This window comes from Cloacibacterium normanense (assembly GCF_003860565.1).
GTDB classification, from domain to species: Bacteria; Bacteroidota; Bacteroidia; order Flavobacteriales; family Weeksellaceae; genus Cloacibacterium; species Cloacibacterium normanense.
In genome coordinates this window covers 909,836-933,531 of sequence record NZ_CP034157.1, presented here as the reverse complement: position 1 = coordinate 933,531, position 23,696 = coordinate 909,836, and the positions used below count along the sequence as shown (strand labels likewise).

General features: G+C 32.6%; 17 protein-coding genes and 1 pseudogene. 6 read left to right on the top strand and 12 right to left on the bottom strand.

Annotated features, from left to right (window positions below):
* Positions 1–32 precede the first annotated feature (32 nt).
* On the bottom strand, positions 33–977 hold the full coding sequence (locus tag EB819_RS04255; protein WP_185097644.1) for a YihY/virulence factor BrkB family protein: 945 nt from the start codon (positions 975–977) through the stop codon (positions 33–35).
* Positions 978–1,070: 93 nt separating this feature from the next.
* Here EB819_RS04255 and EB819_RS04250 point away from each other — a divergent pair.
* A pseudogene (locus tag EB819_RS04250) lies at positions 1,071–1,543 on the top strand (23S rRNA (pseudouridine(1915)-N(3))-methyltransferase RlmH).
* Positions 1,544–1,545: 2 nt separating this feature from the next.
* On the opposite strand, the gene EB819_RS04245 reads toward EB819_RS04250, so the two are convergent.
* The 7 genes from EB819_RS04245 to EB819_RS04215 form a co-directional block, all read right to left on the bottom strand.
* Positions 1,546–2,121, bottom strand: a complete 576-nt coding sequence (locus EB819_RS04245) for a phosphatase PAP2 family protein (protein ID WP_069798326.1) — start codon at positions 2,119–2,121, stop codon at positions 1,546–1,548.
* Entirely contained in the window at positions 2,121–2,480 is a 360-nt protein-coding gene (locus EB819_RS04240; RefSeq protein ID WP_069798325.1) for a Sec-independent protein translocase subunit TatA/TatB, read from the bottom strand. Before EB819_RS04240 ends, EB819_RS04245 begins: the two co-directional genes overlap by 1 nt.
* A gap of 32 nt (positions 2,481–2,512) precedes the next feature.
* A complete protein-coding gene (locus tag EB819_RS04235) occupies positions 2,513–3,760 on the bottom strand; it encodes a TCR/Tet family MFS transporter (RefSeq protein WP_069798324.1) in 1,248 nt (415 codons plus the stop codon).
* Between the two features lie 101 nt (positions 3,761–3,861).
* Entirely contained in the window at positions 3,862–6,753 is a 2,892-nt protein-coding gene (gene secD, locus EB819_RS04230; protein ID WP_069798323.1) for a protein translocase subunit SecD, read from the bottom strand.
* 216 nt (positions 6,754–6,969) lie between these two features.
* Positions 6,970–8,328 (bottom strand): oxygen-independent coproporphyrinogen III oxidase, encoded by a 1,359-nt coding sequence (hemN, locus tag EB819_RS04225; protein WP_069798322.1) that lies wholly within the window; start codon positions 8,326–8,328, stop codon positions 6,970–6,972.
* A gap of 142 nt (positions 8,329–8,470) precedes the next feature.
* Entirely contained in the window at positions 8,471–9,487 is a 1,017-nt protein-coding gene (locus EB819_RS04220) for a WD40/YVTN/BNR-like repeat-containing protein (protein ID WP_069798321.1), read from the bottom strand.
* Between the two features lie 53 nt (positions 9,488–9,540).
* Positions 9,541–11,082: an APC family permease gene (locus EB819_RS04215; protein WP_069798319.1), complete on the bottom strand. Its 1,542-nt coding sequence runs from the start codon at positions 11,080–11,082 to the stop codon at positions 9,541–9,543.
* Between the two features lie 208 nt (positions 11,083–11,290).
* Here EB819_RS04215 and pnuC point away from each other — a divergent pair, with 208 nt between their 5' ends.
* The 4 genes from pnuC (at position 11,291) to EB819_RS04195 (ending at position 16,582) form a co-directional block, all read left to right on the top strand.
* Entirely contained in the window at positions 11,291–11,953 is a 663-nt protein-coding gene (gene pnuC / locus EB819_RS04210) for a nicotinamide riboside transporter PnuC (RefSeq protein WP_069798317.1), read from the top strand.
* Positions 11,954–12,013: 60 nt separating this feature from the next.
* Positions 12,014–12,799: a diaminopimelate epimerase gene (dapF, locus tag EB819_RS04205; RefSeq protein ID WP_069798315.1), complete on the top strand. Its 786-nt coding sequence runs from the start codon at positions 12,014–12,016 to the stop codon at positions 12,797–12,799.
* A gap of 87 nt (positions 12,800–12,886) precedes the next feature.
* Positions 12,887–13,924, top strand: a complete 1,038-nt coding sequence (gene mltG, locus EB819_RS04200) for an endolytic transglycosylase MltG (RefSeq protein WP_069798313.1) — start codon at positions 12,887–12,889, stop codon at positions 13,922–13,924.
* A 141-nt stretch (positions 13,925–14,065) separates the two neighbouring features.
* Entirely contained in the window at positions 14,066–16,582 is a 2,517-nt protein-coding gene (locus EB819_RS04195; protein ID WP_394337968.1) for a TonB-dependent receptor domain-containing protein, read from the top strand.
* 36 nt (positions 16,583–16,618) lie between these two features.
* On the opposite strand, the gene EB819_RS04190 is transcribed toward EB819_RS04195, so the two are convergent.
* From EB819_RS04190 to EB819_RS04180, 3 genes are all read right to left on the bottom strand, one after another.
* Positions 16,619–17,056, bottom strand: coding sequence for an adenylyltransferase/cytidyltransferase family protein (locus EB819_RS04190; RefSeq protein WP_069798309.1), 438 nt, complete (start codon positions 17,054–17,056; stop codon positions 16,619–16,621).
* A gap of 6 nt (positions 17,057–17,062) precedes the next feature.
* Positions 17,063–18,082, bottom strand: coding sequence for a UDP-glucose 4-epimerase GalE (galE, locus tag EB819_RS04185; RefSeq protein ID WP_069798307.1), 1,020 nt, complete (start codon positions 18,080–18,082; stop codon positions 17,063–17,065).
* A gap of 68 nt (positions 18,083–18,150) precedes the next feature.
* Positions 18,151–19,275, bottom strand: coding sequence for a DegT/DnrJ/EryC1/StrS family aminotransferase (locus EB819_RS04180; RefSeq protein WP_069798305.1), 1,125 nt, complete (start codon positions 19,273–19,275; stop codon positions 18,151–18,153).
* A 105-nt stretch (positions 19,276–19,380) separates the two neighbouring features.
* On the opposite strand from EB819_RS04180, the gene EB819_RS04175 reads away from it, so the two are divergent.
* Positions 19,381–20,976, top strand: a complete 1,596-nt coding sequence (locus tag EB819_RS04175) for a S8/S53 family peptidase (RefSeq protein WP_069798504.1) — start codon at positions 19,381–19,383, stop codon at positions 20,974–20,976.
* A gap of 62 nt (positions 20,977–21,038) precedes the next feature.
* Here EB819_RS04175 and EB819_RS04170 read toward each other — a convergent pair whose 3' ends face one another.
* Positions 21,039–23,585 carry a phosphoenolpyruvate carboxylase gene (locus tag EB819_RS04170; RefSeq protein ID WP_069798302.1) on the bottom strand — a complete coding sequence of 849 codons (2,547 nt, stop codon included), beginning with the start codon at positions 23,583–23,585 and terminating at the stop codon, positions 21,039–21,041.
* Positions 23,586–23,696 lie beyond the last annotated feature (111 nt).

Here is a 23,696-nt window from a genome sequence, read left to right as displayed (position 1 = left end):
AGCTTCAGCAATTTATTTGCTGAAGTTTTTTTTTATGATTTTTTCTCAGAATCTAATTTGATGGTATGTTCAGAACTTGCTTCGGGTAAATTTTCGATTTCTTGGTGATATTCTTCTACTTCATGTTTCATTTCATCTGCCAAAATTTTCTCAATTCTGAGTTTTCTGATGGCGATATTCAATTCATTTCCTAAAAGAAGTAAAATCACATTTAAATTCACCCAAACCATTAATAAAATAATCGAACCAATAGAACCATATAAAACGTTGTATCTGGCAAATTTACTTACATAAACCGCAAAGAAATACGTAGTAATCACAAATACTATCGTGGTGAAAAATGCACCAGGAAGCGCTTGTCTAAATCTGGCAATCTTAGCTGTTCCCACCCAATAAAACAAAGCCAACAATAAGAAATAAAACAATGGAAAGGAAACAAAACCAATGATTTTAGATAAATTATCTACAAACCAAGAAATATCATATTGTGGTGTAAAAAGTTTGAGGACGACCTCAGAATAATACACGCCGAAAAGCGCTAAAAAGATAATCGCAATAAAACCAATCGTGATGAAAAAAGACAAAATATATTCATAAACATCGGTTCGTTTTTCTTCGGTGTGGTCATTAAATCCATCAATGAGAGAAAAAGTTCCGTTGGTTGCAAAAATCAAAGCAAAAATAATCGTGAAATTACTGATGCTCTTCATATTCGGAACGATACTTTTGGTAATGTAATTCGTAACATCTGCATGCATGTGCGCAGGAAATACATTATGCATCAATACTTCAAAAATATAAAACTGAAGCTTGTCATAATGCGGTAAATAAGGTAAAATGGAAAGCAAAAACAATAAAAACGGGAATAAACTTAAAAAGAAACTCCACGAAATGGCAGAAGCTTTCGCAATCAATCGGTTTTTAAAAACTCCTTTTACATAAATATCAAACATTTCCCAAAGAGAAATGCCTAACATGGGCAAATGTATGCCATCTAAAAAACGATGAATTTTTCTAAGGAAAGTAGGAAGTTTCAAAATCGTTATTTTATATTTGTACAAAGATAAGGAATGAAAATTAATTTACTCTGCATAGGCAAAACTGACGATAAAGAAATTAAAAATCTCATCAATTACTATCTTACAAGACTTCCTAGACATTGGAATTTTGAAATTACAGAAATTCCAGATGTTAAAAATGCCAGAAATCTCACGCCTGATTTACTTAAAAAAGAAGAAGCTAAATTATTTCTCAATATTATAGAAAACACAGATTTGGTAGTACTTTTAGACGAAAAAGGAAAACAATTTACCAGTAGAGAATTTGCCCAAAAATTAGATTCTTATCAAAACAATTCCATCAAAAAAATCTGTTTTTTAGTGGGGGAGCTTATGGTTTTTCAGAAGAAATGTATCAAAGAGCAAATGAAAAAATCTCCATTTCTAAAATGACTTTCACGCATCAGATGATTCGATTATTCTTTGTAGAACAGATTTACCGAGCAGACCAAATCCTACAAGGAAAGCCGTATCATAATGATTAAAGTTATGAGTTATGAGTACTAACTTCTGATTTTCTGATGACTTTTTTTGCTAAAGTTCCAAAGAATAAAGCCAGAAGAATTCCCATCATTGCGCCTATGATAATATCTCCAGGAAAATGCATTCCGAGATATACTCTACTATAGGCAACGATTGCTGCCCAAACAAATAGAAAGTAAGACAATTGCTTTATTTTTTTGCCTAAAAGTATGGTAAGATAAGTCGCTACAAAAAAAGAATTAGATGAGTGCGCAGAATAAAACCCGAACTTACCACCGCATTTTACTTCTCTCAATAAACCTTCTAATGATGGATCATGACAAGGTCTTAATCGCTCAAAACCAAATTTAAAAATATTGGCGACTTGGTCAGAAGCTGTAATTCCTAATGCTACAAAAAGCAATATGTAGAACAGAGATTTTTTATTGAAATTTTTATACAGAAAATATAAAAAAATAACATAAAGCGGAATCCAGAACCATTTTTCTGAAACCAAAATCCAGAACGGATCAAAAGTAGAACTTCCTAAATTGTTTAGGAAAATCATGGCTTGTTTGTCTTCTAAAATAATTTCTTCCATTATCTTGAAACGGGGCCTTGATATTCGTCGCTTAATTTATTGATTTCTTCTTTAGATTCTTGAATCAATTCATCAGAAGATTTTCCTTCGATTTGTTTTCTTAAATCTAATTCTTGTTTTATTTTTTCGGTAGGATCGTATTCTTGAGCTGCTTTTTTTACTTTTTCTATTTCACGCTTTATTTCCGAGACTGGATTATCTGTTTCCTTCATGATTTCCGATTTTACATCTTCCATCGCATCTTTCATTTTACGCACTCCTTGTCCCAATCCTCTTGCAATTTCAGGGATTTTATTAGGTCCAAATAAAACGACGATTACCAAAGCAATCATCAGCATTTCTCCAAAACTTAGTTCCATTCTGCAAATTTAAATTATTAATTAATAATTATTTACTTTTTTCTGTGAAAAACGTAATAAACAAAATAAGCACTCACTGCCATTAACACAAATCCTAGGAAAAATGGCGCTCCAGAAAACTGAAATGGAGGCTTTAATTCAAAGGTTAAAAGTTTAATTTTAGCATCTGGATGAGTGAAAAAATAGAAAATCTGAGTCATCAGAAGCGGTCCAATAATTGACGTAATGCTGATGACACTTGTTAAAGCACCTTGCAAATCACCTTGTTCCTTAGGTGAAACTTTAGATGAAATAACCGACTGTAAAGCTGGCCCAGCAATTCCTCCTAAACAATAAATGGCTAGAATAGCGTACATCATCCATTCTTTTTGAGCGAATGCAAAAAGCAACATTCCGGTACAGTAAAACATAATTCCGTATAAAATACTTCTTTCACTCCCCAATTTAGGATGAACTTTTCTAATTAAAAAACCTTGAACAAAAGCGGTAAAAGCCCCCATCACTCCAAGAGAAATTCCTACTGTTTTTTCGTCCCAAGCAAATTTGTACATCGTAAAATACGCCCAATTGGTTTGTACCGCATGACTCGCCAAATACACCAAAAACCAAGCAACAAAAAGTTTTAAAATTTCAGGATGTGTTCTTACTTTTAATAATGAACCCACTGGATTGGCTCTTTTCCATTCAAAAGGTCTTCTATGCTCTTTTCCTAAACTTTCTGGCAATATAAAATATCCGTAAGCGAAATTCACCAAACATAAAACAGCGGCTGCATAAAATGGCACTCTAGAACCGAATTGTCCTAATAATCCGCCAATTACAGGTCCAATGATAAATCCTAAACCAAAAGCCGCACCTATCATTCCAAAGTTTTTAGAACGATTGCTATCATCTGAAATATCTGCTATATAAGCAGAAGCGGTAGTGATACTTGCTCCCGTAATTCCAGAAAAAATACGACCTACAAACAGCCAAAAAATAGTTGGCGCCCAAGCTTGAATGAAAAAATTAATAGAAAATCCTAAAAGTGAAAATAAAATAACCGGTCTTCTTCCATACTTGTCACTCAAATTACCTAAAACTGGTGCAAAAAGAAATTGCATGAAAGCATATAAAAAACTAAGCCAACCTCCATATTTAGAAGCTTCGCTTACGTCTCCATTAATCAATTCTTCAATTAATTTAGGCACAACAGGAATTACAATTCCCCAACCTGTAATATCAATGATTAAGGTGATAAATATAAACCAAATCGCAGCTGTTTTATTCGAATTTTTCATACAGAAAGCGAAGATACATCTTTTTCGATTTTCTAGAAATTTTTTAACTTTTTATATATCAGTTTATCTCATAAAAAAAGCGCTCTTTCGAGCGCTTCTATTTATTTTTCTGTGGTTGTTCTTTCGTGTGGAGCTTCTTCTTTTCCTGTTTTTAGGAAATCGTATGCAAGTGCAGATGCAATGAATACAGATGAATAAGTTCCGAAGAAAATACCTAAGAATAATGCGAACATAAATCCTTTTAAATTATCTCCTCCGAAGAAGAATATAGCCATAATTACTAGTAAAACAGTAAATGAGGTATTGAAAGTTCTACCTAATGTACTAGAAATAGAGTCATCAAACAATCCCGCTAAAGTAAGAGATTTTTTCTCTTTCAAATATTCTCTAATTCTGTCGAATACAATTACGGTATCATTTATCGAGTAACCGAGTACTGTAAGAATCGCAGCGATAAAGTCTTGGTTAATCTCCATGTTGAAAGGCATGATATTTTTAAAGAATGAGAATACCCCAAGAATGATAATGGCATCGTGAGCTAATGCTGCTACCGCACCTAAAGAGAACTGCCATTTGTTAAATCTGAATAAGATATAAATGAAAATTCCTAATAAAGAAGCTAATACAGCATAAGTACCACCAGTTTTAATATCATCTGCTACTGTAGGTCCTACTTTTGAAGAAGAAACAATTCCTAATTCTGCACCATGAGCATCTTTGAAATCTGCAAATGTAGTATTTGGAGATAAGAAAGGTTTTAGACCTTCATATAGTTTTTTCTCGATATCTTGGTCTGCTTCTATGGATTCATCATCAATTTTATAGTCAGTTGTAATTTTTAATTGGTTTGCATTACCAAAAGTTTTAACATCTACTGCTTGAGATTCACCATTTAAAACGAATAATTTAGCAAGAGATTCGTGAGCTTTAGTAGCTTCAACATCTTTATCAAATCTTACTACATAACTTCTACCTCCTTTGAAATCTACCCCAGTTTTGAAACCGTAGTTAAAAATGGAGAATAAACTCGCAACAGTAAGGATTGCAGAAACAATGTAAGCATATTTTCTTTTACCAATGAAATCAATCCATACATTTCTGAACCAGTTTTTAGTAATTGGAGTCCAAACAGAAAGTCCTTTTCCTTTATTTAATCTATGGAAAATCATCACTCTAGATAACAATACAGAAGTAAAGAAAGTCATGATAAGACCAATACCTGTAGTTACCGCAAAACCTTTAATAGGTCCTGTTCCGAAGATAAATAATACTAATGCTGTTAGCAATGAAGTAAGGTGACCATCTATAATTGCAGAAAGTGCATGTTTGAAACCGTCTGTATATGCTTGTTTAATAGATTTACCTGCAAATAATTCTTCTTTCGTTCTTTCATAGATGATTACGTTTGTGTCTACCGCAATTGCCATGGTTAATACAATACCAGCAATACCAGGAAGAGTAAGTGTAGCATTGATAGAATCCATAATTCCGAAAAGGTAGAATAGGTTAAATATCATTGCTATAATCGCATAAACACCAGCACCACCATAGTAGAAAATAATATATACTACAATAATTAGGAATGCAATAAAGAAAGACCAAAGTCCTGCAGAAATAGATTCTTGACCAAGAGAAGGTCCTACTACATCAGCCTGAACAACTTTAGCAGAAGCTGGCAATTTACCTGCGCTTAATACGTCTGTAAGGTCTTTAGCTTCTTCTTGAGTAAAACTTCCAGAAATCTGAGATCTACCAGAAGGAATTGGCTCATTTACATTTGGAGCAGTGTAAACAATGTTATCTAAAGTTACTGCAACTGGTTTTCCTACGTTTTTCTCAGTAAGTGTTTTCCAGTCTCTAGTGCCTTCAGTATCCATTTGCATGTCTACTACAATTCTACCAAGATTATCATAGTTAATTCTAGCCGTTTCTACCGCACCATCTACTGGAGCTTTTTGATTGATATTACCTCTGATAGCATAAAGTACTAAATTATCTGGATCAGCAGCATCTGGTTTATAAGCCCACATGAATTTAGTAAATTTAAGATTTGCTGGTCTCAGTTTTATTGCAATTTCGCTATTCAGAATTTTGTTCATTGCTGAAGTATCAGAAAGCTTGATGTTACCTACACCTGCTTGTCTCAATGTATTCAACTGAAGCATGTTGATTAAATTAGTGTTTTTAGCAACACCAAGAGAATCTGCTTTTGCTGGAACAATTTTAGATAGAGTTTCTAAATAAGGAGCAACTTCGTTGATTTGTTGTACTTCCCAGAACTGCAATTTAGCAGAAGTAGAAAGCATTTTTTTCACTTTGTCTTTATCTTTAATACCTGGCATTTCTACCGCAATTCTACCAGTACCAGGAACACGTTGTACGTTTGGTTGTACCGCTCCCATTTTATCAATTCTGGTTCTAATTACTTCAAATGCAGTTCCTACAGAAGCATCAATTTTACTTCTAATAATAGATTTTACTTGATCATCTGTAGTATTGAATTTAATTTGACCACTTAATTTTTGAGTTCCAAAAACTTCTGGGCTAGCCAATTTAAGACCAGCTTTTTTCTCTTGATTAACTAAGTCAAACTGAGTGAAAAAATCTTCAATATAAGGTTTTGTAGACTGTTTCTGAACTTGATCTGTTCTGTCTAGCGCTTCTATAACGATAGGATTAGTAGAATAATTGGTTAAATCATTTACTAAATCTCTTTGGTTAATTTCTAATAGAACGTTAATACCACCTTTTAAGTCCAAACCAAGCTTCATTTCTTTCTGCTTAGCTTCAGGATAGTTCAGCTGAGTGAATCCTAAATGGATGGTATCTTTAGATAGACGCGCAATTTCTTTATTATATTTTGCTTCGTCTTCACCAGCAATAGCTTTGGCTTCGTTTTCTATTTTACTTGCATACCAAGTTGGCAACAACTCGTTGATACAAATAAGCCCAAGAACAATCGCTACAATCGTAATAAGTCCTTTTCCTTGCATTGTTTATAGTTTACAACATTTAAAATTATAGTCGGCAAATATAATGATTATCAGTTGAAATAAAAATTTTGTTTACATGATTTTTGAAGATATTTCACAGAATTCAGGTAATAAAGCGACAAAGGAATCCCAAATTCAAAAAAATCTTATCAATTTCAAAACAAAAAAGACGCAAATCATTGCGTCTTTTCAATATATTTTAATGGATTTTTCAGATTAAACCGTCATCGAAAACAATCTGGTTTCTGGCATTTTTCTCATCATTCTTAAATCAAAAGCCATGGCAACATTTCTAGTGAAAACTCTACCTTTTTCGGTAATTTTCACTGTATTTTCTGAAATTTCTACCAGACCATCTTCTTGCATTTCTTGTAGCTTTTTCAATGCTTCTGGTAATTCTTCAAAAGAATTTTCTGGTGTAAAAGTAGTTTCTAACTGACACATTAAATTGAGAATATGTCTTCTTAATTTTAAATCTTCTTCGTTTAAGATGTGTCCTTTCACCACAGGAATAATTCCCTCTTCTACTCTTTTTTGATATTCTTCCACCGTTTTTTCATTTTGAGCAAAAGCATACCAAGAATCCGAAATCGCAGACATTCCTAAACCGACCATCAATTGAGTATTACTCGATGTATAGCCCATGAAATTTCGGTGGAGTTTTTTATGAATTAAAGATTGGTACAAATCATCTTTTTCGAGTGAAAAATGATCCATTCCAACCTCTATATAACCTAATTCTTCTAACAGTTTTTTGCCATTTTCGTAGAGTTTACGTTTTTCTTCGCCACTTGGCAAATCATTTTCGTCAAAACCACGTTGACCAACTCCTTTTATCCACGGAACGTGAGCGTAAGAATAAAACGCTAGTCTATCTGGTTTTAATTCCAAAGTTTTTTTGATGGTAAATTCCATTGCATCCCAAGTTTGGTGCGGCAAACCAAAAACCAAATCGTGAGAAACACTTTTATAACCAATTTCTCTAGCCCATTCTGTAACGTTTTTCACATTTTCGAAAGGCTGAATTCTATTGATGGCTTTCTGAACTTTTTCATCATAATCTTGCACTCCGAAACTACATCTTCTAAAGCCTAAATCATACAAAGTTTGCAAATGTACTTTTGTAGTGTTGTTTGGATGACCTTCAAAAGAAAATTCAGGATTTTCGGCAATTTCTACGGTGCTAAAAATTCCTTCTAGTAAAATTCTCAAATTTTCTGGTGAGAAAAACGTAGGAGTTCCACCACCGAGATGCAATTCTTTAAGTTTTGGTTTTTCTTCAAAAAGATTAAGATAAAGATTCCATTCTTTTAAAACACTTTCTAAATAAGGTGTTTCCACAGAATGTTGTTTGGTAATACGTTTATGACAAGCACAAAAAGTACACAATTGCTCACAAAAAGGAAGGTGAATATAAATAGAAATTCCTTCTTGAGCATTACTCTCGTTAAAAGACTGAATAACAGTTTTCTGCCATTGTTCAGAAGTAAAACCATCATTATCCCAGTAAGGAACGGTAGGATAAGAAGTATATCTAGGTCCCGGAATATTATATTTATCGATTAAAGAATTCATTTTTTGGAAATTTTAAATTCTAAATTTTAGATTTTAGAATTGCAAAAATAAGGTTTATTTAGTCATTTCTAACAGACAACTTAGATAACGTTTATTAATTTTGTGAATATCTTCTGCAAAAATCTGTGAAATCTGTGGGAAACTATTTAAAAATTGCTTTTAAAATTCTATTTTTCCCTGCAAAAACGAGACTGTTTTCATCTATCCATTCGCAAACGTAAAGATTTTTTTCTTGTGAAATCGTCTTCCAAGTTTTTCCATAATCGCTAGAAAATTCTATATTCTGGTCTCCCACTGCAATAATGTCTTTTCCTTTAGATTTCGGACGAATTTTAACACATGTTTTATATCCTCCATTTTTTCCAGAAGCTTGAATTTGCCAGGTTTCGCCACCATCTGAAGTTGTAGCGATATTGTTAATATTTTCTGATTGTTGGGTATAATCACCACCAACTGCAATCCCGAATTTTTCGTCAAAGAAATCTATAGAATAAATTCCTGTAGATGATTTCCCGTTGACAAAAGGCGTATTGTAAACATTCCAAAAATAAGGTTTATCCCAATTGAATTTAAAAATTCTAGAAACCGTTCCTCCTGTTGCAATCCAAACGGTATTTCCTTTCATTGCAATATTGGTATTACTCGCTGCAAAATGCGCTTCACCTTCTTGATATTTCGGCATAATTCCGTCTTCGTTTTTATAATTTTTGCTCGAAATAATTCTAAAATGAGGTTTTCCTTCTTTTCTTGGGTCACTTATTGCCAATCCTCTTCCCTTTTCATCAAACATGAAAGCATCATAAAATGCAGTTTTTATGGTATCGGTAAAAACTTCTTCTGCCGTAAAAGTACTTTTGGTAATTTTATAAAAAGTCGCAGGACTTTCAATGTTTACGACGTAAAACAAATCATCTGTTTGTGCCAGAGTTCTGAATTGAAGATTTGCATCTGATAATTTCATTTGCTTTCTAATCGTGGGTTCATTCAAATGAATATATCCAAATTTAGAATCTGTAGCAGCGTAATACACTTTATTTTGCCAAATCTGAATCGCTCTTACACTCATGTTATAATTATCTGCTAAAGCCGAAAATTCTAGACTTTGAGCCGTCAAAAAAACATGAGCTAGCAAACAAAAGGTGAATATTAATCTTTTCATTTTTACTTTTTTACAAAAATAAAAAATCCCACCAAAAGTGGGATTTAAATTTGTTAATCTTTATTATCAATATCGATTTCTATTTCTTCTAAAGGCTCTTGTTCCGCTTTGAAAGTTTCACCGAAACCACCATTTTGAAGTTTAGAATTTTTTCTACTGTATAAGAAGTAAATCACAAAACCAAACAACAACCAAATTGCAGAATATGTTTGTGCTTCTATACTTAAATTAATAATCAAATAAATATTAATTAAAATTCCTAAAGTTGCAATTACTGGCAATGCAGGAACTCTAAAATTTCTTTGAAGATTAGGTTGTTTTACTCTCAAAACCCAAACTGCAACACAAACCATCGTAAACGCGAAAAGCGTCCCGAAACTTGTCATGTGTGCTAAATCGTTAATTGGTGTAAAAGCTGCAACTACAGAAATAACTCCACCAAGAATCATTAAGTTTTTACTTGGAACACCTGTTTCTGCATTCACTTTAGAGAAAGTTCTAGGAATTAAACCATCTTTAGACATTCCTAAGAAAATTCTAGATTGTCCCATAATCATTACCATCAATACAGAAATAAGACCTACTGTAGCAGCAATTGTGATGATGTATCCTGCCCAAGCTTGACCAGCAATATCAAACGCATAAGCTACTGGAGCTTTAATTGCATCTGGATATTTCCCTAGTGGATTGAAATCTGAATAATGCATCATTCCTGTTAAAACCAATGAAACTAAAATATACAATAAAGTACAAATTAATAAAGAAGCAATAATAGCAAATGGTACATCTTTTTTAGGATTAATGGCTTCACCAGCTTGTGTAGAAACCGCATCAAAACCTACGTACGCAAAGAAAATGGCAGATGCTCCCGCTATAATTCCGGCATAACCATAAGCACTATGCGAAACTCCGTTTTCAGTAATTACAGTTGGCTCTGGAATAAAAGGCGTCCAGTTAGCTGGATCAATGAAAAATGCACCTGCTACAATTACGAAAATAATCGCAGCTACTTTAAGCATTACAATAAAATTATTCGCTTTTGCAGCACCTTTAGTTCCTCTCAATAATATAGAAATAACTACTAGAACAATGATAAACGCTGGTAAATTCATGGAAAAACCTGAATTTCCTGCTGCTAAATATGTTTGAGGATCGGTAGTTAACCAAGCTGGAAGATGCAAGCCAAACATTTTGAGTAATTTCCCAAAATATCCTGACCAAGAAACCGCCACCGTCATAGAACCCATTGCGTATTCTAGTATCAATCCCCATCCAATAATCCACGCGAAAATCTCTCCTACTGTTCCATAAGCGTAAGCATAAGCAGAACCTTCTACGGGTAGAATCGATGCAAATTCTGCGTAACACAGTGCTGCAAATACACAAGCAATCCCAGCAATTACGAAAGAAAGTGCAAGAGCTGGACCTGCATTATAATATGCACCAGTTCCTGTCAATACAAAAATACCACCACCAATAATGGCTCCAATTCCTATGGCTGTTAAACTCCATTTTCCGAGAACTCTCTTCAGCTGACTCTTTTTGATGTCTGCCTCATAAGCTTCCATCGGCTTTTTAATCCAAATATTCGACATATTAAATCAATTTTTTACATTTTAGAATTCACGAAAATATAAATTTTTTAGAAGTATTAAGAACTTTTATTCAATTTTTTAACAGAGATGGTAGATTTCCGCAAATAATAGCTTTGAAAGATTATCATTTTTTTATTTGTTTTTTTGCGAATCTTTAAATTTTTAATTCCTCGCTTATTTTCTAAACGAAATCTTTATCTTTGAAACAATGAATTTGTACGAACTTTTTTTCAAACCTTACGAAACCTACACCAATTTTCAGATTTTTCTGGAAGTAACCGCAGCTATTTTCGGATTGCTGAGTGTTTATTTTTCCATCAAAAAAAATATTTGGGTCTATCCTACAGGTATAATTTCTACGGCTCTTTATGTCTATATACTCTTTAATTTTGGGCTTTTAGGAGATGCAATGATTAATGTGTATTATACGATTATGAGCATTTATGGCTGGATTCTTTGGTCAGCGAGTTCAGAAGATAATATCCACGTAGAAGTTTCGTGGGCAAACTTTAAACAATGGATTTTTGCCACAGTTTTATTTGTCTTCAGTTTAGTATTAGTCACCGTTATTTATTATTATAAACCAGCAATTGACAATCATTTTTCTACTGAAAATGTAAATTTAGGACTGCATCATCTCGATTGGGCAAATTGGTTAGATGTATTCACCACTTCTATATTTTTAGTAGGAATGTGGCTCATGGCAAAAAGAAAAATAGAAAACTGGATTTTTTGGATCATCGGTGATTTTATTTGCATTCCGATGATGCTCTACAAAGGATTAGGAATTACTTCGGTGCAATATTTGGTTTTTACGGCAATGGCTTATTTAGGATATTTAGAATGGAAAAAATCAATCAAAAAAATGTAAAAATTCTAATAATCTAAGATATATTTGCAAATTTATTCATTATTTCAATTTTAAAAATTAATGACAACACTAGATTTTTATAAATATCAAGGAACAGGAAACGATTTTGTAATGATAGACAATCGGGACTTAAGTTTCCCAAAAGATACAGAAATCATCAAAAAACTCTGCGACAGACGTTTCGGAATTGGTGGTGATGGACTTATTTTACTAGAAAATGCAGCAGAAGGTGATTTCAAAACAGATTTCAAAATGGTGTATTACAATTCAGACGGAAATGAATCTACTATGTGTGGAAATGGTGGAAGATGCATTGTAGCTTTTGCTCATTTTTTAGACATTTTCGAAGATAAATGTACTTTTATGGCTATCGATGGTTTACATGAAGCCGAAATGAATTTCGGAACGGTTAAACTGAAAATGATAGATGTAGAAAATATTAAAAACATTGATGAAAATTTTGAACTCAATACGGGTTCTCCTCATTTTGTGAAATATGTAGAAAATCTAGAAAATTTCGATGTTTACAAAAATGGTAATTCTATCAGAAATTCTGAAAGATACGCTCAAGAAGGCATTAATGTAAATTTTGTAGAAAAAACGGATGAAAATAAAATCTTCGTGAGAACTTATGAACGTGGTGTAGAAGACGAAACCTACAGTTGTGGAACGGGTGTAACTGCGTGTTCACTGGTATATATGCTTCAAAATCATGTAGACAAAGTAGATGTAAAAGTTCTGGGCGGAAATCTAAAAGTATATGCAGAAGAAAAAGAAAACGGTTTTAAAAACGTTTGGCTAGAAGGTCCTGCAAAACAAGTTTTCAAAGGAAAAATCAATTTATAATGCAATCGGCTGTCAGCATTCTGCAATCAGCTAACTAAAAATAAATGCCAAAAGCTGAAAGCTGAAGGCAGAAAGCAATAATTATTTATGAAAAAAGGTTGTTCTATCATCGCTGTTATTGGGCTAATCGTTTTTTTGATTGGCGGATACTTTGCATTTAATTTTTTGAAAAAATATAAACTCGGGAACGTAGCAAAAGAAGGCTATATTCTTGTTCCAACGGGTGCAAATTTCGAACAAGTGCTTGATTCTATTTCACCTTATCTTAAAAATAAAGAAAGTTTCAAAGAAGTAGCATTAAAGAAAAATCTTGACCAAAAAATTAAACCCGGTCGTTATAAAATTGAGTCTGGAACGGACAACACAGACTTGGTAAACATGATTAAAGCTGGAAACCAAACAGAAAGCAGTTTCAGAATTGGAGATTTCAATGATGTTTATCAAATGATAGGAAGAGTTTCTAGAAAAACAGAAGCAGATTCTTTAACTTTTGTAAAAGAATTCAATAAAATAGCAGTTTCTAAAGGTTATAATAACGCCGAAGATTTAAAAAAATACTTCTTTGCAGATACTTATCAATTCTTTTGGACGGTAAAACCTGCGGAATTTTTTGAAAAATTCGAAAATCAATATCAAGAATTTTGGAACGAAGAAAGACTTGCCAAAGAGAGAAAACTCAACCTTTCTAGAGAAGAAATTTATGCTTTAGCTTCTATCGTTTACAAAGAATCTGGCGGTAAAACAGACGAGCAAAAAACCATCGCAGGATTATACCTTAATCGTGTAAGAAAAGGAATGAAACTACAATCTGACCCGACTGTAATTTATGCAATTAACAAAGAAAATAACTTTACTCAAGATATTAAAAGAGTGCTTTACAAGCATCTTTCCTTCCCTTCTCCTTACAATACTTATGCAGTAAAAGGAATTCCACCGGGACCAATTTGCGTGGTTGACAAAAATTCTGTAGACGCTGTTCTAAACGCAGAAAATAACAATTACATTTTTATGTGTGCCGACCCAAAAAGAATGGGTTATCATAAATTTACAGACAATGATGTAGAACACGCTGCGAATGCAAAAGCTTATCAAGATTGGCTCAATTCAAAAAACATTACTCAATAAATTAACAAAAATTTAACTTTTTTAATTTTAACATAATTAAGATTTCTGCGTCTAATTCACAGAAATCTTTTTATTTATTAAAAATTTAAAAAAATAATCTGGAGCGAAAACTTGAGCTTCACAACACAAAAATTAATGAAGATGATTCAAACAGAAATTCTAAATTTAATTACCAAAAAAACACTAGGTCTAACACTCGTTCTTTCTGCTGCTGCAATAGCTTTTGCACAAGAAAAACAACAAATTTCAGGTAAAATTGTAGATGCACAAAACAATGCCGTTCCGTATGCTTCTATCTTTTTTAGCAATAAAACCGTAAAAGAAAATGCTGCTCTTTTTAGCGATGCTACCTTAACCGATGAGAAAGGAAACTTTACCATCAACCTTATTCCTGGAAACTATGAAATCACCATTGATGCAGTAGATTTTAAAAAATTAGTGGTTACCAAAAGTATCGGGGAAAATCCTAATTTAGGAAATATCAAAATAGAATCTGAACAACAAGTTACCAACGCTAAAACCAAAGATATAGAAGGAGTTACCCTTACTTCTACTGCAAAACCTTACAAAATAGAGCTCGATAAAAGAACGTATGATGTAAACCAAGATATTATCAGCAAAGGTGGAAACCTTCAAGATGTTTTGCAAAATGTACCTTCAATTTCTGTAGATACAGATGGAACAGTCTCTATGAGAGGAAGCTCTAATGTAAGATTTTTGATTAATGGAAAACCTTCTGCTTTACTTGGTATAGATGATGGCGCAAATGCATTACAATCTATTCCCGCAGATCAAATAGACAGAATTGAGGTAATTACCAATCCTTCTTCTAAATTTGAAGCAAGTGGAACAGCTGGAATTTTAAATATTATCTTAAAAAAGAATAAAAAAGTTGGTCTTAACGGAAGTGTTACAGGTACACTAGGTTATCTGCCACAAACCAATCTTAATACTAATCTCAGCATTAGAAAAGGAAACCTAACTTGGTTTCTAAATGGTGGTGGTGGTTATAGAGAATCTGAAAACACTAATACAAACAAGGCTAATTATTTCAATGCAGTAGATCCTAAAGACAGAACTTCTTTTGACTTAGAATCTGTTACTAAGAATAAAAATAAAAACTATAATGCATCTACAGGATTCATTTATGATATAAATGAGAAGACTTCTGTAAACATGTCGGGAACAGTTAGAAAATTTAACAGTGAAAATACTGGAGATATTAACTACGATTATTATTTCTTAGATGGAACTCAATCTTTTACTAAAAGAGAGAATAGAGGAAATAATGACAATCTTGCATTACAAGGAGACTTCGGATTGGATCATAAATTTGATAACAACGGACAAAACATTTCATTATCATTAAGTCTACAAAAAAATAAGTCAGAAAATGACACTCACGTAGACGAAAAAGACAATAACATTTTAGTCTTAGAAGATAAAATTAACCAAAATACTACTAACAAAAACGTCATTGGTAAAGTAGATTATGAACTTCCGATTGGTGATAAATCTAAATTAGAAGCTGGTTATAGATTAGATATTAACTCTAATAATTACTCTAATGATGTTCAAGAAAGATTATCTGCAAATTCTAATTTTGCTTACCTACCTAAATATACTTATGATGCAGATTATAAAGAAACTTTTAATGCTGCATACATACAGTTTAAAAGCAAAATTGGAAATCTAGGATATCAATTAGGTCTTAGAAATGAATATTCTAATATCGATATTAAATATCAAAATCTTATTCCTACAGATAACATTGATAAAAACAAGAGTTATAATAATTTATTCCCAAGTGTTTTCTTAAGTTATGAAATCACCAAGAGCAACCAAATTCTTGTTAACTACTCTAAAAGAATAGATAGACCTCGTTCTTTCTTTATGATTCCTAATCCAAGTTATTCTGACAATCAAAACATATTTTTAGGAAATATTGATTTAAATCCTTCTTATGTAGATTCATTTGAACTAGGATACAGCATTTCAAAAAATAAATTAACCATCAATCCTACTCTTTATTTCAAACATACAGAAGATGATGTTAAAATGCTTGTATTTGCTGACAAAGGTGTATTTAACACGAAACCTATTAACCTTGGAACTAATGACAGATACGGATTAGACCTTAACTTCAATTGGGAAGCAAACAAATGGTTAAGACTAATGGGTAATTTTGATTTATTTGGATATACTAATAAAGGTATATATTTTGATAGTAATATTTTATCAGAACCAATGTCTTTTGAAGGAAGCGGATTATCTGTAAGGTCTAGAATCACTACAAGTTTTAAAGTAGACAAAACCTTTAATTTTCAGTTACAAGGATTCTACAGAGGTGCAGAAAACACCAAAAGTACCGATAGAAGAGATATGTATGCCATTAACTTTGGTGCTTCTAAAACAGTCTTAAAAGGAAATGGAACAATTACATTTAACATTCAGGATATATTTAATACCAGAGCAATGAGAAATGTAACAAGAACTGCAGAATTTACACGTGAAAACTACATGCAGTGGCAACCAAGACAATTTGCACTTTCTTTCTCATACAGATTTAAACAAGGAGAAAAAGTAGAAAGTCAAAAACGTAAAAAAGACATTAACAATAATGACAATGGCGGCGATGACCAAATGCCACCAATGTAATAAAAACAAAATCCGAGAAAAATTTCTCGGATTTTTTTATTTATCTAACTTCGCTTTTTCGGCTTCGTAGATTCTTTTTCTTAAATCTGTGGAAGAAAATCGGTGGTCTCTTTTATTGTAATAAATTTCAATTCCTTTTTCTTCGCAATATTGTCTTCCAGTGAAATCTTTGTCTTTATATTCATCACCAATAATTCTCACATCAATAACAAAAGACCTTAAAATATCTTCTAAATCCTGCTCTGTGTAATAGGGAACGATTTCGTCTACTGCATTTACTGCTTTTAGCTGAATATAGCGTTCTACAACCGTTTGAGTAGGTTTATTTTTAGTAGGTCTGTCATAAGCTGGGTCTAATTGCAGCCCAACAATCAAATAATCGCAAACCGTTTTTGCTTCTTCTAACATCTTGATATGACCTGCATGAAGCAAATCAAATGACGAAAAAGTAATCCCTATTTTTTGAGTTTTCATAGTTTTTTAAATTTCTCTGGTTTCTAAATATTTCTGCCATTGCCAAACGGTTCTGAGTGCTTCTTCCAATGAAGTTTCAGATTTCCAACCGAGTTCTTTTTCAGCTTTATCAGCGTTTGCATAAGCAATGGTAATATCTCCTGCTCTTCTTTCACAAATTTGATAAGGAACAGCTACATCATTGGCTTTTTCAAAAGCATGAACCACTTCAAGAACTGAACTTCCTTTTCCTGTTCCTAAATTATAAATGTCTATAACCGTTTCAGAGTTTTCAAAAATTAACTTCTGCAAAGCTTTTACATGTGCTTTTGCCAAATCTACTACATAAATATAGTCTCTGATTGCAGTTCCATCTTCGGTAGGATAATCATTTCCCCAAACCGAAAGTTTCTCACGAATTCCCGCCGCAGTTTGCATTACATAAGGAACCAAATTATTTGGAATTCCGATTGGCAATTCTCCTAATTTCGCAGATGGATGCGCTCCAATTGGATTAAAATACCTCAACAAAGTGACTTTTTTCTGATGAGCGATTGCAAAATCTTTCAGAATTTCTTCGCCCATTTGTTTGGTTTTCCCGTAGGAAGATTCTGGTAATTTCAGAGGTGTATTTTCGTCGATTGGCATTGTATCCGCTTGTCCGTAAACCGTACAACTTGAACTAAAAATAAAATTAGAAATATTTCTTTCTTTCATTTCTTGCAAAAGATTTATCAGCGAAAACAAATTATTTTCGTAATAATCAATAGGTTTTACTTGAGATTCACCCACCGCTTTATATGCTGCAAAATGAATACAACCTTCGATTTGATGAGCATCAAAAACTTGTTTCAGTAATTCCTTTCTTTTTAAATCAAAAGGATAGAAAATAGGTTTTTTGCCAGTGATTTCTTCTATATTTTTAAGAATAAATCTTTCGGTATTGGATAAATCATCAATGATGACTACTTCAAAATTATTGTTGAGAAGTTCCACCACAGTATGAGAACCTATATATCCTAATCCACCTGTTACGAGTATTGTCATAAATTTATGTTTGTTACTTTGTCAAAGTTTTTGCGAAGTAAAGGAATCTTTGACAAAGTCAAAAAATTTTATTTCATAAACTCCAATACAGATTCTGTAATGAATTTCAATTGCTCCTCTTCTAATTCTGTATGCATTGGTAAAGAAATCACTTGGTCTAATAATTTATCAGTATTTACAAAATCCGCATCATTAGACTCTTGGTAATATGCTTTTTGTTTTCTCAAAGCCACTGGATAATAAATCATCGCTGGAATTTCTTTTTCGGCTAAGAATGCTTGTAATTCGTTTCTTTTTCCGTTCAAAATTCTGAGTGTATATTGATGGAAAACGTGAGTAGAGTTTTCTGCTCTTTTCGGTGTTAAAATGTTTGGATGATTTGCAAAAGCTTTGTCATAATAATCTGCAGCACTTCTTCTTGCAGCATTATAAGAATCCAAAAGCGGAAGTTTCACTCTTAGAACCGCAGCTTGAACGCTGTCTAATCTAGAATTTACACCTACTTCGTCGTGATAATATCTTTTGTACATTCCGTGGTTTACAATTCCTCTGATTTTATAAGCCAAATCATCATCATTGGTAAAAATAGCACCACCATCACCATAGCAACCTAGATTTTTAGACGGAAAGAAAGAAGTAACTCCTAAAGTTCCCATTGTACCAGATTTTTTGGTAGTTCCGTCTGCAAATTTGTAATCTGCACCAATTCCTTGACAATTGTCTTCAATAACGTACAAATTATGTTCTTTTGCCACTTCTAAAACCGCTTCCATATTGGCACATTGCCCGAACAAATGAACAGGAATTATCGCCTTAGTTTTTGGAGTAATGGCAGCTTTTAGCTTGTCAATATCAATATTAAATGTATCATAATCCACATCTACTAAAACTGATTTTAATTTCAAAAGATGGACTACTTCTACTGTAGCTGCAAAAGTGAAATCGGCGGTAATTACCTCATCACCAGGTTCTAAATGCAACGCCATTAACGCAATTTGCAAAGCATCTGTTCCGTTTGCACAAGGAATTACGTGTTCTATATCTAAATAATTTTCTAATTCTTTTTGAAAATTCTGAACTTCTGGACCATTGATAAACATAGCACTTTGCATTACATTAAGCACCTTTTCATCAACTTCATTTTTTATTTTTTGATACTGACTTTGCAAGTCAACCATTTGGATTTTTTTCATTTCTAAAAATTTTAGCAAAAATACGGAAATTGTAAGGAAAAATAAGTGAATTTTTTTAAAATAGATATTGTCAAAAATATTTTAAATTCGTATAAATTTGAAAAAATGAGAAAAATCATTCAATTATACTTTCTACTCTTTTTTAGTTTTGCTTTTTCACAAACTGAATTGGTTTTTGTTTACTTCAAAGACAAACCAAATGCATCTTATTTTTTAACCAATCCTCTTTCAGAATTAACGCAGAAAGCCATTGACAGAAGAACCAACCTTGGAATAGCTATTACTGCTCAAGACGCTCCAATAGAAAGCTCTTACATTCAGAATATACAAAATTTGGGATTTACAGTTAATGATCAATCTAAATGGCTCAATGGTGTTGCCGTGAATGCTACTTCAACTCAAATTGCACAATTACAAGCCGAACCCTATGTATTAAAAGTAGAAAGTTTTGTAAAAAACAACTCTGCTGGAAAAATTTCTAAAAAAGAGAAATTCCCTAAAAATTTATCTTCTAAAATAAGTTTCAATTACGGAAATTCTTTAGCTCAAATAGAACAAGTAAACTTGAGAACACTTCATGTACAAGGTTTTACAGGCACTGGAGTTTCCATTGCAGTCATAGACACGGGATTTCCAACAGTAAATACGGGTTCTGCATTTGCTAGAATGAGAAGCAATAATCAAATTAAACACGTTTATAATTTCATCTCAAAAAATACAGATGTTTACAACACTTCTCTCAATAATCACGGAACCAATTGCTTAGGAATAATTGGAGGTTATCTTGATGGGACTTTTGTGGGAGCAGCTCCAGATGCAGACTTTTATTTATATGCAACGGAAGTGGGCGATGAAGAAATTCCTGAAGAAGAATTATATTGGATTCAAGCAGCAGAAGAAGCTGACAGAAAGGGAGTTGATCTTATTTCTACCTCTTTAGGTTATGCAGATTTTTTTGATGACAGCCGTTATGATTATTCTTATTCTCAAATGAATGGAACCACTTCATTTATTGCAAGAGGTGCACAAATTGCTTCAGAAAAAGGAATAATAGTAGTAGTAGCTGCAGGAAATGAAGGGAACTTAACATGGAAATACATTGTAACACCTGCAGATAACGAAAAAGTTTTTACTATTGGAGGTGTAGATAGTACAGGAAATCCTTCAGTTTTTACTTCTTTTGGACCTAATTCTGTAGGAAAAGTTAAACCAGATGCTTCTGCTAGAGCAACTTCTACCTACTTTGCATATAATAATGGTGCATATCCTGGAAATGGAACTTCTTATGCTACCCCACTTTCTGCTGGTGGTATTGCTTGTTTATTACAAGCTATTCCAAACTCTACTAACAGAGAATTATTGAAAAATAGTTTGAGACAAACTGCATCTCTATACCCTAATTATACTGACCAACTAGGTTATGGAATTTTAAATTTTGGGCAAGTTCTTTCATCTTTCCTAAAAACAAATGAGTTTTATTCACAAAATAAGGCAATTGTATATCCTAATCCTGCAAAACAAGAAATCAATATTTCTTCTACTCAAAAAATTGAAAAAATATATGTTTATAATAGTTTAGGCCAATTTTTATTCGAATCAAAAACCAATCAAATTAATATTGAGAAATTAGAAAAAGGACTGTATTTTTTAAAAATCAAAACCTCTTCTTCTGAAACTGTAGAAAAATTCATCAAAGAATAATTAAAACAAACTCTTAAAAAAGCCTTCAGATTTTCTGAAGGCTTACTTTTTACTTGGCTCTTCTATGCCGAATTTCTACTCGCATTAATGTTACCGAAGAGGGAACGAGTAACTAATTTTTCGAGCGTTACTCTATCTCCTTCGTTTTTCTGTAATTTCATGAGTGCATACTGCTGAATACTTAACAACGGAAGCACTATTTTTTCTCTAATTTTCACGGATTTTCTTCCTACTGGTTCTTCTTCCATCAAACTATGGAAACCTGTAATTTCGAACATCATTTCTTTAGACAATTCATACTCACTGAACAAAACTTGCCAAAACGCCCCAAATTTAGGATGATTTTTCATATAATAGGTTAGAGGAAAATAAGATTTATTCATCGCCATCATAGAATTAAGCACCAAAGTTTTAAAGAAATCAGAATTTCTGAATAAATCTTTTACTTCGTCTATTCTGCCTTCGTCTTTTAATTTTTTAATTGCAGTTCCAAAACCAAAAAATCCTGGTACATTTTGCTTTAATTGGCTCCAACTTCCCACAAACGGGATGGCTCTTAAATCTTCAAACTTCAATTCATTTCCTGCACCACGTTTACTAGGTCTGCTTCCTATGTTGGTTTTCCCATAATATTGAAGCGTACTTATTTCTTGCAAGTAAGGCACAAAAAGTGGATTTTCCTTTAAATCAACATATTTTTCGTAACTCAATTCTGCCAATTCTTCAATTAAAGTTCTTTCTTTCTCGGTTAAATCTTTTTTGTGATTTTTAAAAACTTCATTCTCGATTCCAGCAGTCAAAAGTTGCTCAAAATTATATTTCGCTTGATCTTTGTTTCCAAAAACCGAAGTAATGGTTTGACCTTGAATTGTTAATTCTATTTTGTTATTGGCAATTGTTTTTCCTTGACTTGCGTAGAACTGGTGCGTTTTACCACCACCACGAGCTGGAGGCCCTCCTCTACCGTCAAAGAAAATCACTTTTACATCATTCTCTTCAGAAACTTTAGAAAGTCTCTCTTTTGTGGCATAAATTTCCCAATTGGCTTTTAAATAACCACCATCTTTGGTTCCATCAGAAAAACCGAGCATAATTGTTTGCACGTTTTTTCTCTTCACCAAATGTTTTTGATAAACTTCATCATTGTATAAATCCTGCATCACTTTTTCTGCATTCGCAAGACCTTCCATGGTTTCAAAAAGCGGAACAATATCTATGTTGATATCTTTATCTTCATAACCACAAACTTTAAATAAAGCGAAAACATTCATCACATCTTCTACGGTATCAGAATTAGAAATAATGTAACGGTGCATTCCTCTTTCGCCATTTTTTACCTGAATTTCTTTAACATTGATGACACTTTTCAGCGTTTCTCGGATGATTTCATCTTCGAAATCATCAGGAAGAGCCAGAATATGTTCAGAAATCAAGATATTTACTTTTTCAGAATTGGTAAGTTCTGCAACTTTTTGTTTAGAATATTTCGTAACCAATTCATCTATCACTTTTTGATGAATTCTACTGTCTTGACGAATATCCAAAGTTGCAAAGTGTGTCCCAAAAATCTTAACTCGGTCTCTGTAATCTACCAAAATATTGGTAAAAAGTCCATTATGTTGCGTTTTCAGAATATGTTCTGCTTCTGATAAATATTTTAAAATCGTTTCGCTAGAAATAGAGTTTTCGTTTTTGAAAATGTTATTGTACAATTCATTGCTCAATTTTTCTAAAACTTCTGAAACGCCTCTAAAACTTAATCTTCTTCTTAAATCTTTTAAATGATTGTAATAATTTTTGAGAATAGAATTTCTGAGTTCATTGGCAACCTTCAGCGTAACATCTGCCGTCACAAAAGGATTCCCATCTCTGTCTCCTCCTGGCCAAAAACCTAATTGAAAAACGTCTTGATGAATTTCAAAATCTTCACTTCCGAAAGATTGTTTCAGTTTTTTATACAATTCACCAATTGTATCATAATACACATATCTCAAGTAGAAAATAATGCTTAATGCTTCATCTAGCGGAGTTGGTCGCTCTTTATTTACAAAAGGAGTTTTCCCTAACTGCTGAAGCAAAAGGTCTATTTCATTGATATCATCTTTTAAAATAGCAGAACGCAAATCATGCAAAATTCTTTGTACAGCATTCGGATAAAACTGTGTAGGATGCGCTGTAAAAACCACTTTTACGGCAAAATCTTCTAACTTTTCGCGAACTTTTCCTAATTTATGTTCTTGCAAAGCTCTTTCATGCAACTGCATTACCGTTCCAGCATCACTTTCTGAATGCAACTGTTGAAAAGCTGCATCTTCTATACTGTCAAAAAGTACCACTTGCCTTTCGATATATTGAATAATCTTAAAAAGCAGTTCCTGCTTCTGTTCTTCTGTAGTAACTTCTGTATGTTTTTTGAAGAATTCTTCTACAATTTCTTCTGGAGATTTTCCTTCTTCGTAACCATTTCTACTTTCTTCATAAAGAAACGGCAAAAGCATTCCGATGTTGGTCATTTTATCATACGGAAGGCTCATAAACAAGCTGTTATAAATCTGAAATTTATTCTCTACAACCTGACGAAATTTTTCTAAGCGGGCTTCATTAATCATGAAACAAAGGTATGAAAAACTCTTTATTTATAGCATATAATTGAAATTTTCAATCTTAAATTTTTATTAATTTTCATCACTTTCGGAATCTTATTTCGTAATTTTGGGAAA